Annotated in this window: 14 protein-coding genes; 7 read left to right on the top strand and 7 right to left on the bottom strand. The window is 49.1% G+C overall.

Going from position 1 to position 15,577, the window contains the following annotated elements; translation table 11 throughout:
• Positions 1-37 precede the first annotated feature (37 nt).
• From FCN78_RS13610 to FCN78_RS13600, 3 genes are read left to right on the top strand one after another with little or no spacing between them, the layout of a single operon-like run.
• Positions 38-1,075 (top strand): efflux RND transporter periplasmic adaptor subunit, encoded by a 1,038-nt coding sequence (locus FCN78_RS13610; protein ID WP_235607569.1) that lies wholly within the window; start codon positions 38-40, stop codon positions 1,073-1,075.
• Positions 1,072-2,166, top strand: coding sequence for an efflux RND transporter periplasmic adaptor subunit (locus FCN78_RS13605; RefSeq protein ID WP_106406597.1), 1,095 nt, complete (start codon positions 1,072-1,074; stop codon positions 2,164-2,166). Before FCN78_RS13610 ends, FCN78_RS13605 begins: the two co-directional genes overlap by 4 nt.
• A complete protein-coding gene (locus tag FCN78_RS13600) occupies positions 2,163-5,228 on the top strand; it encodes an efflux RND transporter permease subunit (RefSeq protein ID WP_069363016.1) in 3,066 nt (1,021 codons plus the stop codon). Before FCN78_RS13605 ends, FCN78_RS13600 begins: the two co-directional genes overlap by 4 nt.
• A gap of 321 nt (positions 5,229-5,549) precedes the next feature.
• Here the strand turns inward: FCN78_RS13600 and FCN78_RS13595 are convergent, their stop codons facing one another.
• On the bottom strand, positions 5,550-6,032 hold the full coding sequence (locus FCN78_RS13595; RefSeq protein ID WP_077458345.1) for a PaaI family thioesterase: 483 nt from the start codon (positions 6,030-6,032) through the stop codon (positions 5,550-5,552).
• A 92-nt stretch (positions 6,033-6,124) separates the two neighbouring features.
• Positions 6,125-6,670 carry an NUDIX hydrolase gene (locus FCN78_RS13590; RefSeq protein WP_158014700.1) on the bottom strand — a complete coding sequence of 182 codons (546 nt, stop codon included), beginning with the start codon at positions 6,668-6,670 and terminating at the stop codon, positions 6,125-6,127.
• Between the two features lie 133 nt (positions 6,671-6,803).
• Between FCN78_RS13590 and FCN78_RS13585 the strand changes: the two genes are divergently transcribed.
• Positions 6,804-8,123: a DEAD/DEAH box helicase gene (locus FCN78_RS13585; protein ID WP_077458341.1), complete on the top strand. Its 1,320-nt coding sequence runs from the start codon at positions 6,804-6,806 to the stop codon at positions 8,121-8,123.
• A 554-nt stretch (positions 8,124-8,677) separates the two neighbouring features.
• Here FCN78_RS13585 and FCN78_RS13580 read toward each other — a convergent pair.
• Together FCN78_RS13580 and FCN78_RS13575 are read right to left on the bottom strand one after the other, a co-directional pair.
• Complete coding sequence (locus tag FCN78_RS13580) at positions 8,678-8,875, bottom strand: hypothetical protein (RefSeq protein WP_131825180.1); 198 nt, start codon at positions 8,873-8,875, stop codon at positions 8,678-8,680.
• A 200-nt stretch (positions 8,876-9,075) separates the two neighbouring features.
• Complete coding sequence (locus tag FCN78_RS13575; protein WP_235607568.1) at positions 9,076-9,615, bottom strand: hypothetical protein; 540 nt, start codon at positions 9,613-9,615, stop codon at positions 9,076-9,078.
• Between the two features lie 279 nt (positions 9,616-9,894).
• Between FCN78_RS13575 and aroG the strand changes: the two genes are divergently transcribed.
• Positions 9,895-10,977 carry a 3-deoxy-7-phosphoheptulonate synthase AroG gene (gene aroG, locus FCN78_RS13570; protein ID WP_077608673.1) on the top strand — a complete coding sequence of 361 codons (1,083 nt, stop codon included), beginning with the start codon at positions 9,895-9,897 and terminating at the stop codon, positions 10,975-10,977.
• Between the two features lie 65 nt (positions 10,978-11,042).
• On the opposite strand, the gene FCN78_RS13565 is transcribed toward aroG, so the two are convergent.
• Positions 11,043-11,468, bottom strand: a complete 426-nt coding sequence (locus FCN78_RS13565; protein WP_077659238.1) for a DUF3069 domain-containing protein — start codon at positions 11,466-11,468, stop codon at positions 11,043-11,045.
• A gap of 12 nt (positions 11,469-11,480) precedes the next feature.
• Positions 11,481-11,921 carry a bactofilin family protein gene (locus tag FCN78_RS13560; RefSeq protein ID WP_069363008.1) on the bottom strand — a complete coding sequence of 147 codons (441 nt, stop codon included), beginning with the start codon at positions 11,919-11,921 and terminating at the stop codon, positions 11,481-11,483.
• Between the two features lie 219 nt (positions 11,922-12,140).
• On the opposite strand from FCN78_RS13560, the gene FCN78_RS13555 reads away from it, so the two are divergent.
• Positions 12,141-12,779 (top strand): YceH family protein, encoded by a 639-nt coding sequence (locus FCN78_RS13555; RefSeq protein WP_069363007.1) that lies wholly within the window; start codon positions 12,141-12,143, stop codon positions 12,777-12,779.
• Positions 12,780-12,784: 5 nt separating this feature from the next.
• Positions 12,785-13,060 carry a GIY-YIG nuclease family protein gene (locus tag FCN78_RS13550; RefSeq protein ID WP_077458333.1) on the top strand — a complete coding sequence of 92 codons (276 nt, stop codon included), beginning with the start codon at positions 12,785-12,787 and terminating at the stop codon, positions 13,058-13,060.
• Here FCN78_RS13550 and FCN78_RS13545 read toward each other — a convergent pair.
• A complete protein-coding gene (locus FCN78_RS13545) occupies positions 13,057-15,219 on the bottom strand; it encodes a putative bifunctional diguanylate cyclase/phosphodiesterase (RefSeq protein WP_158075206.1) in 2,163 nt (720 codons plus the stop codon). The genes FCN78_RS13550 and FCN78_RS13545 overlap by 4 nt on opposite strands.
• Positions 15,220-15,577: the final 358 nt, after the last annotated feature.

Raw genomic sequence — 15,577 nt, 5'->3', positions numbered from 1 at the left:
GCTGTCGGACCCTGGGTTTTATTGTAAGGAAAAACTGATGATAATGCGTTTTGTATTGAGCGGTTGCCTCGCTCTCTCCCTAGCTGGCTGTGGTGAGCCGAAGGTGTCAGCACCGTCTGAAACACCGCCTCGGCCAGCAAAATTACTGGCGGTAGTGACGAATGAAGATGGACTCGCCCGCCAATTTCCTGCCCAAGTTGAAGCGGATGATAAAGCCTTGCTCTCATTTCGTGTATCAGGCGTGATTGAGTCAATGCCGATAAAAGCAGGTATGGATGTTGCGAAAGGGCAAGTCCTGGCGGCGTTAGACAGCCAGCAATATCAGCTGCAATTGGATAAGGCGCGTGCGCAATATCAGCTTGCTCAGGTACAGTTTAACCGTGCCGAACGCCTGCACAATAATAAAGTGATCGCCGAGCAAAGGTTCGATGAAGCCCGCTCGGCACTCAGTGAAGCGGCGGCTGGTCTAGAGCAAGCGCAGACAAATCTGAATTATACGCAACTAAAAGCGCCGTATGCGGGGACGGTCTCACTCCGAATGAAAGAGGAGAATGAATTCGCACAAGCACAAGCGCCAGTGCTACACATTCAATCCAAAGACATCATTAATGTCAGCTTTCAATTGCCAGAACGCTATTTCCATTACTTTGCACAGCATGCGGATAATTTGGTCCCAAGCGTATCATTTGACACCCACCCATCACGCCAGTTTCCCGCGCAGTTTAAGGAAATTGATACAGAGGCGGATCCTAAAACGGCGTCTTACCATGTCACTGTGAGTTTAAATCGACCTGACGCCATCAATGTTTTGCCGGGAATGGCAGCAAAAGTGCATGCCACCATTCCTACTAAGTCGCAAACGCAAGTGCCTCAGTCTGCCGTGCTCGAGACGAATGAGGGAACGGCCGTATGGCGCGTTGGTGATAACGGTGAAGTTAAGCTAACCCCAGTCACCTTGCGTGAAGGAAAAGTCATTTCGGGCCTAGAAAATGGTGAGGTGATTGTGGCAACTGGCGTCAGTGCGCTGAAAGAGGGTGACCGTGTGAAAGCATGGGTGAAGGAGAGAGGATTATGAGAGCAATACATGGACTGATTGGTGTCCTTGCGGTGGGGGCGCTGTTTGGGTGCCAACCGGAGACCGAGTCTCAACCTGCTCCTTTGCCGGTAGTGTCCACGTTTACCGTGAGCCAACAACCATTAAATGAACGCATCTCTTTCCCCGCGGTGGCGGCAGCAGCTGATAAAGCCACGCTCGCGTTTCGCGTACCGGGGGAAATTCAAGCGATCAATGTCAAAGCGGGTGATCGCGTGACGCAGGGACAGGTATTGGCACGTTTGGAGCCGACCGATTACCGCTTAGCGGTAGAGAATGCCAGTGCACGTTTTGACGTGGCCGATGCGCAGTATCGCCGCTCAGCCCCCCTGGTAGAGAAAGGTATGCTTGCCCAATCACAATTTGATGAATTAAAAGCGCAGCGTGAAATTGCGCAAGCGGAGCTGGCACTGGCCAATCTTCGTTTGTCTTATGTTGCGCTCAGAGCGCCAGCTGACGGGGTGATATCTAAGCTGAATGTTGAGCCATTTGAAACCATCGCGCCAGGACAAGGGATCATGAACATTCATGATGCTTCACGTGCTGATATTCGTGTACAAGTGCCGGATGTGTTATTCACCCAAAACACGGGCGCGAGCGCAGAAGAAGTGCAAGCGCGACTCAAACCGAACGTCTTAACTCAGCAAGGGCAGTCTTACCCCGCCACCATCGATGAATACACGGCAGAGCCGGATCCGAGCAGTGGTGCTTTTGTGGTGACGCTCACCATGCCAATGCCGCAGCAGCAGTTTATTTTAGATGGTATGCCCGTACAGGTCAGTATCGCTCGGGAAGGACTACAACTGACACGCACCGGGCTCTCTGTGCCAATCGAAGCGGTGTTTAATCAAGACGGCGATCCACTGGATAGAGCCCATAGCTATGTATGGATTTATGACAGTCGCACGCAAACCGTGGCGAAACGGCGGGTAACGATGGGGCGTATTCATGGCCAGCGGCTAGAAATCACCCATGGTGTGTCTAAAGGGGATCGTATCGTGGTGGGAGGAACCAATCACCTATCTGAGGGGCAAAAAGTGACGCTGGCATCGAAAGAGGAAAACGCATCATGAAGCAGGGTGTAGCCGGATATTTTATTCAAAATAAAGTGATTAGCTGGATGATCACGCTGATTTTCCTGATTGGCGGCACCCTTGCATTTTTGGGCTTAGGGCGGTTGGAAGACCCGGCTTTCACAATCAAAGATGCGATGGTGGTGACCAGTTATCCAGGTGCCACTCCCCAGCAAGTGGAGGAAGAAGTCACTTATCCGCTGGAGAAAGCGGTTCAGCAGCTGACCTATGTGGATGAAGTACGTTCGATCTCCAGTCGCGGCCTGTCCCAGATCACGGTCAAAATGAAACCCAAATACCGCTCTGATGATTTGCCTCAGATTTGGGATGAGTTGCGACGAAAAGTCCATGATGCTCGTGGCGCGCTTCCTCCTGGTGTCAATCCGCCACAGGTGAAAGATGATTTTGGCGATGTGTTTGGGATCATGTTAGCCGTCACTGGCGAAGGGTACGGCTACAGCGAACTGAAAGACTACGTCGACTTTTTACGCCGCGAGCTTGAGCTTGTTGATGGCGTAGGCAAGGTGCAAGTCAGCGGTACGCAGCAAGAGCAAGTCTTCATTGAGGTCTCGATTCAGCGGTTAAGTAGCCTAGGGATCGCACCGGATACCTTGTTTAATTTGTTGGCGACACAAAACCTCGTGAGCAACGCCGGGGCCTTGCGTGTGGGTGATGAATATATTCGCATTCACCCAACTGGTGAGTTTTCCTCCGTGGATGAGCTGGGTAACTTAATTCTGACTGAAGCAGGGTCACAAGGGCTAATTTATTTGCGCGACGTTGCCGAGGTAAAGCGTGGATATCAAGAAGTACCGCGACAAATTATTTCGTATAACGGTAAACAAGCGCTACAAGTAGGGATATCGTTCGCTGATGGTGTGAACGTGGTAGAAGTCGGCGACAAGGTGGATAAGCGTCTCGCGGCGTTAAACAGTGATCAGCCTGTGGGCATCAATGTCCATCATGTCTACAACCAGCCCAATGAGGTCGATACCTCAGTCAGCGGATTTGTCTCTAGTTTAGGCCAAGCGGTAGCGATTGTGATTATCGTACTGCTCTTTTTTATGGGCCTGCGCTCAGGACTATTAATTGGTTTGGTGTTATTGCTGACGGTACTGGGTACGTTTGTATTCATGTACTACTTTGAGATTAACCTGCAACGTGTGTCTCTCGGGGCGTTAGTCATTGCCTTAGGGATGTTGGTGGATAATGCCATCGTGGTGGTCGAAGGGATACTCGTCGGCTTAAAGCGAGGGCGAACCCGTCTACAGGCGGCTCACGATATTGTGACGCAAACCAAGTGGCCTTTGCTGGGGGCGACGGTGATCGCGGTAACGGCGTTTGCCCCGATTGGCTTGTCCGAAGACGCAACGGGCGAATACTGTGGCACCTTATTTACGGTGTTATTAATCTCCTTACTGTTAAGTTGGTTTACCGCCATCACATTAACGCCTTTCTTTGCCAGCGTGTTTTTCAAAGAAACTCCGCTCGACGAAGGGGATGAGGGCAGTGATCCCTACAACGGGATTCTGTTTGTGGTGTATAAACGTTTTCTTACCGCCTGCATGCATCACGCCTATATCACCTTGTTGGTAATGGTAGTGGCATTGGGAGCCAGTATTTATGGCTTTGGCCACCTCAAGCAGTCGTTTTTCCCAGACTCTACCACGCCCATGTTTATGGTCGACATTTGGCTGCCAGAGGGCACTGATATTCGTGCAACACAAGGCACCTTGGATGAGGTGTCGAGCTGGCTGAGTAAACAACAAGGCGTCAACTATGTCTCTACCAGTGCCGGACAAGGCTCGCAACGTTTTATGTTGACCTATTCACCGGAGAAAACATATGCCGCCTATGGCGAGCTGATCGTCCGCGTTGACCAATACGAACATGTTAAACCCACTATGGGCATGGTGCGTGAGCATGTTCGTAGCCAGTATCCAGATGCGCAGCTTAAACTGAAGCCTATTTCCTTGGGGCCTGCGACTGGCTCGAAAATTGAAGCGCGTATTTTTGGTTCAGATCCCACTAAGTTACGCGCAATTGCTAAACAAGTAGAAGCACGATTGCATCAGGATCCTGATGCGGTGAATATCCGCCATGATTGGCGTAATCGCACCAAAGTTCTTGAGCCTGCGTTTAATGAAAGTCAGGCACGGCGCTATGGCATCACCAAAAAAGATGTCGACGAGTTACTGACAATGACATTCAGTGGCAAACGGATTGGTGTATACCGGGATGGGACCAACCTTATGCCGATCGTTGCGCGATTGCCCGATGAGGAGCGTGTGAATATCAATACCTTAGAAGGCATGAAAATATGGAGCCCGGTATTGAAAGACTACATTCCTTTACAGCAAGTTATTCTCGATTACGACATGCGTTGGGAAGATCCGATTATCATGCGTAAAAACCGCAAAAGAATGCTCACCGTGTTAGCTGATCCCGATCCGTTACGGGAAACCACCGCGGCGACCTTGCTAAGCCGCGTGCGCGCTGATATTGAGTCGATTCCTCTGCCTGAAGGTTACAGTATCGAGTGGGGGGGGGAGCATGAATCTTCCCAAGAGGCAAAAGAAGGCTTATTTAGCATTATGCCGCTTGGTTATTTGTTTATGTTCCTGGTCACCATATTGCTGTTTAACTCGGTGAAAGAGTCATTGATCATTTGGCTCACGGTTCCCTTAGCGGTGGTTGGGGTCACCACAGGGCTGCTGTTGTTAGATACGCCGTTTGGTTTTATGGCGCTTTTGGGCTTTTTAAGTTTGAGTGGAATGCTGCTTAAAAACGGCATTGTGTTGATCGATCAGATCAACATCGAAGTGGCCAGTGGTAAGCAACGCTATCAAGCGGTCGTCGATGCGGCGGTAAGCCGGGTACGCCCGGTGTGCATGACAGCCATTACCACTATTTTAGGGATGCTCCCTTTGTTGCCGGATGTTTTCTTCCGGCCGATGGCGGTGACGATCATGTTTGGGCTCGGATTTGCCACCGTGCTGACATTGATAGTGGTACCCGTGCTATATCGGATCTTCTATCAAATTCGCTATCACCCTGAATAACCCCACCTTAAGCACCGTGTTGACGGTGCTTTTTTTGTGTTTCAATCTTAAGATAAAAGCGCCTGTGTATAACTTGAATTTCATCCACAAAAACAGTTGATAACTCGGTGAATTTCATCGCAACCTCGCGATTTTATCGGCGTTGCGTAAAGTCAATAATGTAATGGTGAATTCAGAACCAAAATCACAATGGTATTGGGGGTTATGTAACTGATTGATTATACTTTATGGGTAATATGGGTAAGTAGGGCCAGTCTATTGTGGAGATAGACTGGCTGAAGACGTGACAAACAATGAACTGATAAGCGCGTTGATGGTGGATTAGTCGTCGATTTTTTTGACCGATAGCGTCAATTCAAAGGTCGCCATAGGCTCATCCCCGTGTAAGCTCGGGCAAGTGGCGACAATGGTGACAGGCTGATTAACACGATGACCTGTTTCGATTGATTCACTGATCATCTGGTTAATCTTGTTGCCATCGAAACAAGTAAACACCACATCATCCTCGGGTCGTTTATGAAAATCAGCGTTGACGGATTTAAACGCCAAGCTAATTTTAACCCCGCGTTGCTCAGCCATCGCCATGGCAAGAAAGCCACCTGCGACATCAGCGCCAACCGCCAACGCGCCGAAATACATGCTGTTGAGGTGGTTTTTGGTACGCCGCCCCAGTGGGATTCGCATTGTGACATGCTTATCGTCGATGGAGAGGATCTTAGGACGACACCAGCCAATCATCGGCACTTTTAAGAAGCCGAATAACGACAAATGTTGATTAGCGCGTGCTAACGGAGACGAGAACATAGACACTCCTTGTTATCTGGTCATACCTGTTACGCTACATCGATGCTCAATTTGTCGTCAACATCTTGTTAACAAAGTTGTGGCCTAGTGCTTTATTTTTTCAGGCATTCGACATCCATTGTTGGGATTAATCCATTGCATAAGGCACGAAGAATAATGGCGCAGGTTTTGGTGTCTGTGATTTGTCCATTGGCAATGAGTGCCTGTAACTGGGGAGGGCTCACCCAATAAGGCTCGATAAACTCATCGTCATCGAGTTGCGTCTCGGTGGATGTGAGCGCTTGGGCAATGTAAAAATACTGCACTTCATCGCAAAACCCGGGCACAGGGTGCGCGATGCCGAGTGGATGCCAGCGAGTTGCCACATAACCGGTCTCTTCTTCTAACTCTCTTTTGGCGGCGTCTCGTGGTGGCTCCTTCGCTTCCAGTGTCCCTGCTGGCGCTTCGATAATCCATTGATTGATAGCCGGACGAAATTGCTTGAGCAGTAGTATATTGCCAGCGTCTGACAGGGGTAATACCACGACGGCCCCGGGGTGGCGCACAACGTGATGTGCGTGGTACTGGCCATCAGGTGTGTATGTATGCGCCTCCACCAAGCTGAGCTTTTGCCACTGGTAGCGTATCGTGTCATTCATGTTCGTATGATCCTTTGTTCGTGGTGCCATCAGTATTTTTGGTGCAGTGTTTTTTGCTAAAGTATGATAGCATTCGCCGCCTTAATTGGCGTGTGTACGCCTTTTGCTTTTGATTTACCTTTGGAGTGATACCTTGCAATTTGACGATCTGGGACTCGATAGACGCTTACTGTCGCTTATTGCCCACCGTGGATTTGAACAGCCAACAGACATTCAACGTCAAGCCATTCCCGTTGTAATGGCAGGCAAAGACCTATTGGCCTCTTCAAAAACAGGGTCGGGGAAAACTCTGGCGTTTTTGTTGCCAGCTATGCAGCGTGTGTTGCGTTCTAAACCCCTCAGTCGTCGCGATCCGCGTGTTTTGATCTTGGCGCCGACCCGTGAGCTAGCAAAACAAGTGTATGGTCAGCTGCGTATGCTGACTAGCGGCACTAACCACAAACCGGCTTTGGTACTCGGTGGCGAGAATTTTAACGAGCAAGCGAAAGTGTTTCGTCAATCGCCAACCTTTGTGGTCGCGACACCAGGTCGATTAGCTGATCACCTTGAACAACGCCATCTGTCTTTGTCGGGGCTGGAAATGCTGATTTTGGATGAAGCGGATCGCATGCTTGACCTAGGCTTTAAAGCACAGCTCGACACGGTTAACCAACATGCTGATCACCGTTTAAGACAGACATTGATGTTTTCTGCCACCTTGGATCATCAGCAAGTGACTGATATCGCAGCCGGGATGCTCAAGTCGCCTAAACGTGTAGCCGTAGGAGAAATTGAAGCGTTACATAGCGATATCGAACAGCACTTTGTGCTGAGTGATCACCTCGACCATAAACACGCGCTGCTTGAGCAACTGGTCAAAGCCAATGCGCATAAGCAAGTCATGATTTTTACTGCGACACGCGCTGATACTGAGCGTTTGGCGGAGCGTTTTTCTCAAGCAGGCTACCAAGCGATTGCACTCAGTGGCGAATTGAATCAGGCCACACGCAGCCGAATCATGAACGAGTTTGAGCGTGGATTTCATGAGGTATTGGTGACCACGGACGTGGCATCGCGTGGTCTGGATTTAATGAATGTGTCTTTGGTGATTAATTTTGACATGCCAAAGCATGCGGAAGAATACATCCATCGTGTAGGGCGTACCGGTCGTGCTGGACAGCAAGGGTTGGCCTACTCATTGGTTGGACCTAAAGATTGGCGTAGTTTTAAAAATATCGAAGGCTTTTTGCAGCAAAAACTCGATTTCACCAAGATTGAAGGCTTTGAAGGAAAGTTCAAAGGCTTTAAAGAGCAAAAGGCGAAAAAATCAAAGCCGTCGGATTCAGTTAAACATAAAAAAAAGCCGGCCAAAGTACAGAAAAAAGCACCTAAAAAACGTGATAGAAGCTTTTACACCAATGTACCTGCTGGTGATGCGCCTTTAGTCAAAAAGAAACCTAAGCCAGAATCCTAACCTCGCAGTGGTGACAACGCGTTTGTCACTTAGTGTTAATCGTTAACCTGCTCGCTGCGCCATAAGCGCAGCGGTATCTGTTCCCTCGCTATCCGGCGATTGTTTTCTCTTTAATTGTTAGTCGCAATCGTCAGCGGTAGTGAAAGCTGCGCATTGTCGCACCGCAAAATGTTTAGTGATGAAATTTTATGCGTTCAACTGTCGAGTTGAGCAAAAAACTCACTTTTCTTTGCGTGAGATCGATTCTATGGCTGATTTTACAGTGAGTTATCCGTAGACTACGCCCATCTGTTGGAAAGCGCTTATCCTTTGAACAGTTTGAGTCGCTGAAAACACGTATTGCTCTGTCTATCATTTTTAAACTGGGAAAATTGCTGTGGAAACTGCACTGGTCGTTGCTTTTATCACTGCTGCGGCGTGGATTGTTCGCCGTGAACGTGCTGCACAATAATCTGCTGATTGAGCCCTTTTATACACTCGTTTTAGTCAGCAAAAACGAAAAGCCTTCTCCGTGGAGAAGGCTTTTTTATGTTTATGTGTTCCGATGCCCGGGGTCAGCTGTCGTAATAGTCACCGTCTGACACTTCATGAAAATCTTCTACTTGGCTGGCGGCTTGGAAATCAGCAGCAGGCTTGAGTTGACGTCGCCGTAACATCGTTACTTGCTCTTCCAAGCGATGAGCAGTCTCAATGTTGCCTTCTTGATAGGCCTCTTGGATCTTTCTTTCAAATTCATCAATACGTTGAGTCATCACCATCGTTATACCCTCCGACAGTTCCCACGCACAATCACAACAAGCATCGCTGTGGGAGTTGCACCACGCACTAAGACGCCCGCCTTTTGATAGCGGTTACGTCCATACCTTAAACTTAGTTTAGTTTGACAATATAACCAGTGAGAGAGGTCACACTGGACGGCAACACAAGGGAGTGAGATGGTTACCGTTTGCTATTAATACAGGTATCTGACAGAAAAAATCAAGCGATTTTGTTCCAAGCCATTGGCACGCCACGTTGCGCCGAGCGACAAGGTTTCAGTGGAGTGAAAGCGCCCGCCAATTTCCACCAAGCTGGTGGTGTCGTCCTGATCAAAGATGATAGAACCGACATAGAGATTGGCTTCAATCGGTGGGGCTACCCAGCCACGTAATCCGGCACCAATCACAGTAGCAAAATCACCGGTATCATGCTTGTCGTCGTCTGGTCGCCGAAACCAAGCGCCTTCCAACTCGCCATACACATCGACAAACTGGTTAATTGGGGCATGAAACCCCACACCGCCTGAGGTGTACCAGTCTCCTTCAAACTGCGTATCCCCTTTGGCGACAAAGTGTGCGCCTTCGGTAAATGCAAAGCGTCCTAGCCCGCCAATCCCACTCGGGTTTGCAAGGACGTTGACCTGAATATGGTTGTAATCAAAATTGGTCGCATGGACAGCGGGTACGGTCAGGGTTATGGCCAATAGTGCCGCTTGACTGAGGCGTGTGATCACAGCATTTACTCCATTTGCATTTAACATCAGTGTAATAGCTTCAACGCAACCAGTGCAATCACTTCGCCGATCTTGCACCCATATTTAAGTTACGGCGCACATTGTTGTTCGCTTAATCCACGGGTCTGAATGTGTCAATATTTTTGTTGATTTGATTTTTGTGTTTTGCGTAAAAAAATATTTGCACAAAAGAATATGGCAGGTTAGCGTAAGAGTTCAACAAAGAAAACGTGGTAATCAGCTACGTGAACCCGCGACATGCAAACACAGGATTAGCCCATGAGTGTACACCCAACGGATGACGTAAGAATTGAGCAAATAAAAGAACTTCTTCCGCCTATTGCTGTATTGGAAAAGTTTCCCGCAACTGACGCGGCGGAACAGACTGTCTTTGCGGCGCGTCAGGCGATCCATCAGATCCTAAACGACCAAGACGATCGTTTGGTTGTCGTTGTGGGGCCTTGTTCTATTCACGATCCTAATGCGGCACGTGATTATGCCAAAAAACTTAAGCAGCTGCGTGAGACATTGAGTGCCGACCTGGAAGTGGTGATGCGGGTTTATTTTGAAAAGCCGCGCACAACAGTGGGTTGGAAAGGCCTGATTAATGACCCGTATTTAGATAACAGTTTTAAAATCAATGATGGCCTGCGATTAGGACGCCACTTACTGTTAGACATTGCAGATTCTGGTTTGCCAGCAGCGGGTGAATTTCTCGACATGATCACGCCACAGTATATGGCAGATTTAATTAGTTGGGGCGCGATTGGGGCGCGCACGACAGAGTCTCAGGTGCATCGCGAACTCGCTTCTGGGCTATCTTGTCCTGTTGGGTTTAAAAATGGCACAGATGGGAATATCAAGATTGCTACGGATGCGATTCGCTCAGCGAGTTCACCGCACCAGTTTTTATCGGTGACCAAGTATGGGCACTCTGCGATCGTCGCGACTGGAGGTAATGAGGATTGTCATCTGATCTTACGTGGGGGCAAAACACCTAATTATTACGCGGGTGATGTCGATCAGATCTGTGGCGCGTTGGCCGATGCTGGATTACGACAAAAATTGATGATTGATTTGAGCCATGCCAATAGCAGCAAACAATATCAAAAGCAGAAAGAAGTCAGCGAAGATGTGGCGGGGCAAATTGCAGCCGGTAACAAAGCGATCTTTGGAGTGATGATTGAGAGTCATCTCGTCGAAGGTCGCCAAGACTTAACTGACGGTCAGTCACTAACCTATGGCCAAAGCATTACGGACGGGTGCATTGGTTGGGAAGATACCGAGCGCGTCCTCCATCAGTTGGCCGCCTCTGTGCGAGCACGCCGCGAAAAGGCCACGCCACTCAGTGAATCCGCTTAATCTACAAAAAAGCCCCCAACGCGTGGGGGCGAATCATAGCGGTCAGTGCGTGTCACTGGCCCTATTTATTTTTGGAAAATGGCTTGAAACTCGCGTTTTAATCCTGGCTTTAAGCGTGCTTGTTTCAGTTGCTTCGATAAATCTTTAACACAAGAGCTGAGCACATTATCAAGAATTTGCGCTTTGTAGTTATCACGCTCTTCGTCAGACATATCACTTAAATCCACTTTTTCCAGCTCGCTCAGTGCATCGATACCAGCATAGCTTTGGCTTATGGCGACGAGTGCATGAAATTGATCATAGTTGTCGAGAATGTTTTGCGCACTGGCAGGCAGTTTTTCCCACGCCTCTTTGACACTGGCACTGGACGCGTCATGGACAGAAGCGATCATCGCGTACATGGCTTCAGGGGCTTGCTCGTATCGGATCACGCATTGTAGCTCAGGAGAAAAGCTATCAAAGCTGACCGTTGGTTGGTTAGCGTCGGGCATTCACAGGCTTCCTTACGACTGTTTTGAGGAGGATGGATGTGTTTTTTTGTCGTTGCTTGTTTTATCGTGTGATCTTGCTTGCTCCGCCAATGGCACCACGGTGTCTGTTGAGAGGGTGGCACGGTTCTCACCAGCAAGCAGTCCCCCTTTTTCAATGGTCAATTGCTCGGTGTTCAGGACGCCTTTCATCTTGCCTTGAGAGAGAATATCGATAGCGTCTGCATCGCACTGTCCCTCGACCAAGCCGTTGATGGTGATATGCTTCGCGTTGATGGTACCGCGAAAGTGGCCAGACGCTGAGATAACAACGGCGTTAGCCTGCGTGATATTCCCTTCCCCAAACCCATCAATTTGAATATCCCCTTCAAGATCAATATCACCGACCACTTTACAGTTTCTGGCGACGATCGATAAGCCATGACTCGGGGTAGACTTTGAACTAAACAGACCCATGTCGTGCACTCCACATACATCATTTTGGTCAAGTATATCATTAGCTGTGCGCCGATGGTGGCGCTCTGGTGCACAACCCGATGACTAAGGTGTGATCCCGCTACCAGTATTGGTGATCGTCGCCTTGGATGGATTATTGCGCGGTTATCGGCGCAGTGATTGCTTGCGTGACATTCAGTTGATATAACTCGATGAAACCGACTATATGGGACCATCGTTATGTCAAGGACACTCTCAGCGTATCAGCAACGTGTCATTGGTTGTTTGCTTGAAAAAGAAGTGACCACTCCAGAACAGTATCCGCTCACACTCAATGCGCTGACCACTGCCGTGAATCAAAAAAGCAATCGTGAGCCTGTCTATGAGATGGCCGATTCAGAGGTATTAGACATCGTAGAGAGCTTGATTGAGAGGCGTCTGGTGAGCCTGCAAGAGGGCAGTGGTGGTCGTGTCTCCAAGTATCAACATCGTTTCTGTAATACACAATTTGGCGATCTCACTCTCAGCGAGCCACAAAAAGCGATCCTGTGTGTCATGTTATTGCGAGGTGCTCAGACGCCCGGGGAGTTGAGAACCCGTACACAGCGCCTCTGTGCTTTTAATCGTGTCGAAGATGTTGAGCGCACACTGGCTGACATGATTGCGTCAAACTGGATAAAAAAATTGCCGCGTGAGGCTGGGAAGCGCGAGTCGCGTTATCAACATTTATTTACTGACGGTGTGAATACGCCGAGTCACTCAGTACCGCAGGAGGAGTCAGAACCTACCACTGATGCATCTTTGGTGATGCGAGTGAGTGCGTTAGAGCAAGAAGTGGCGGAGCTACGTCAGATGTTAGAGGCTGTTTTGGAGCGATAACACCAATGAATAAGCCTTGGTTTGTGTATTTGATTCGAACGCGCCAAGGGCAGCTTTACTGTGGCGTCACCACGGATGTTAGCCGACGGTTGATACAACATCGCCAAGGTAAAGGCGCGCGAGCGCTAAGAGGGAAAGGACCGCTGTCACTGGCGTGGCAATCGCAGCCGATGGAAAAGCGAACGGCAATGCAGCGCGAATGGCAAATAAAGCAATGGCCGAAGCAGCGCAAGGAGGCGCTATGCGCGCGCTTTGATGATGTGCGTGACAGTCTCGATTAATTAAATAAGCGGGTGATAGGTTGTGACTGAGTGAGGAGCGCCGTTAACTGATGGATATTCATTGAGGGATGGTAAAGGTGCCCCTGTGCGTAGCGACAGCCCAGATCAAGCAAAAAGTCACGCTGATCTTCACGTTCCACTCCTTCCGCAACCACTTTTAATTTCAGCAATTGCGCCATCTTAATGACGGCTTGGCAAATCACGATATCGTCTTTGCAATGAGGCAGATCGGCGACAAAACTGCGATCGATTTTGACGGTGTCCACCGGGAAATGCTTAAGGTAGGCGAGGGAGGAGTACCCCGTGCCAAAATCGTCAATTGCTAGGGAAACGCCTGCTGCCGCGAGCGTGTGTAAGGTATGTTGGTTTTGGCTGAGGTTTTCAATGAAAACTTGTTCTGTCAGCTCAATTTGCACTCGTTCGGGTGGGACTTGATGGCGTTCGATGGCATGGAGAATAGTATCGGCGAGGAAGCTGTCTTGGAATTCATGCCCAGAGATATTTATCGCGATAAATGGAGGGGCGCAGTGCTGCGCCAGCAAGGTTGCATAGGTTTCTAGCGCCTCATTAACCACCCAAGTGCCTAACTGCCGCATAAGCCCGGTGTCTTCTGCGGTACGAACGATGGTATCAGGAGAAATTACCGCGCCCTCTGTATCTTGCCAACGTACCAAGGCTTCAATGCCAGCAATGCTGTGATCGTTTAAATCGATTTGCGGCTGAAAATGTAAGCTCAACTCGTTACCTTGAATCGCTTTGCGGATGGCGTACTCGGTATCTTTTTTCTGATGCAGATGGTCTCGCATGGCCATTTGGAACACCACGACTCTGTGATGAGAGAGTTGACGAGCGCGATGGGCCGCGGTGTCTGCGTGACGTAACAGTTCCTGGGCCGGCATGGACGCATCGTAACGGTAACTAATGCCGACGGCACAGGTGACAATAATCTCCTCTGCGTGATGGAAGAAAGGTTGCTCAATGGTTTTGCGGATCTGTTTCGCGTAGATCTCCGCTTTCAGCGGTGAAAGCTCGCTGCCGGCAATCGCGAATTGGTCATCGCTGATTTTGGCAATGTAGTCATCGGTTTGCCTGACGCGCTGTAGACGCTGTGCTAATTCAACTAAAAGCTGATCATGCACCGCTTGTCCATATAAATCATTGATCTCTTTTATGTTATCAATATCTACGCAGATTAGCGCGAGATCGTGTGGGTAAGTGCTGGATTCATGTACTCGCTGCTGAATATAGCGAGTGAGGGCATGACGATTGGGGAGATACGTCAAGGCGTCGTGGTTTGCGATAAAATGTAGTTGCTGCTCGACGTCTTTGCGTTGCTCAATTTCATTTTTTAAATAATCAATCGTGGTCTGTGCCGCCCGGCGAGACATCAAATTCACCTCAGCCAAATACAAGGTGATGCCCAATAACAGCGCCACAAGCATGCCGGCGATGTAAATCATGATGGGTAATGAAATAAACTGACTGGCGCCTGGCTCTTGCCAAAGCGTGAGCTGCATCGCCGATTGCGTGCTCGTCAATCTCAAAGGTGCCGAACCAACCGCGGCAAACGGGGAGATAGTGTCACCGCGCAACACGGTGTCGTTTGCCCAACGGGTGATGGTGAGGTGTTGATGTTGGTTAAGATAGTCGGACGCAACCTCGTTAATAAGCGCGTCAAGATTAATGATTGCACCAAGATAGTAGCTTGGCTCTGCACGGTCACGGCTATAAATCGGATAAGCAATTCGCCATTGGGTAAGATCGGGCTGGTCTGTCTTAAGCTGGCCCTCTGGTTCACCCACTACGTCAAATGAAAAGCGCGGTTGATCATGGCTGGTATCCGCGTGTGTTTGCCAACTTATTACTCGTCGGCTGTCCGCCCAAAATAATGATGAAATATAGGCACTGTCTTGTTGGGTTTGTTGCACTAAGGCTTGCCATGTCGAGAAGGTCGAGGGCACATCTAACTCGATATTGCTGGCTAATGCACTTAGCCGCGTGAGTTGCGTATCAATGTCACGTTCGACGGCACGAGACAAAGCTTGAACTTCCACATTGAGAAGTTTTTCAATCCGTTGTGCTTGTTGTGATTGGGCAGCCTGATACAACAAAAACGTCGCAACGAGCACAGCAAAACAGACGAGCGCGATGAAAATCATCGCACGTCCACGGGGTTGTGCCGACCGTCTAGCGAGTGTGATCGGGTCCTCGTTGTGACCGTTGAATGTCGATAAAGGCATAGGGCCTGCGCATAAGGCTTAAGGTTATAACCAGATTTTGCCAGTGTAGTTCGAAGAATGGGGATTGCGCGTATCAATACTGAGACATTGCCCGGTAGCGTGGCGCCAACAGAATGGGCTGATTAATCCAGCCACTGACCTAAACGCGACCGAATATGAAATTGTACAAAAAATTTTTTTTGTACAATTTTGATCCATCCTCTACTCTTAGTTGTACAACATATTATAAATGTACAACTCCGTAGCCAATACGGCGCGGCTAGTGTAGAGGTCAGTT

The sequence above is a fragment of the Salinivibrio kushneri genome (genome assembly GCF_005280275.1).
Taxonomy (GTDB): Bacteria; Pseudomonadota; Gammaproteobacteria; order Enterobacterales; family Vibrionaceae; genus Salinivibrio; species Salinivibrio kushneri.
Note: the sequence above shows the minus strand (reverse complement) of the source record. Positions and strands in the feature narration are given on the sequence as shown.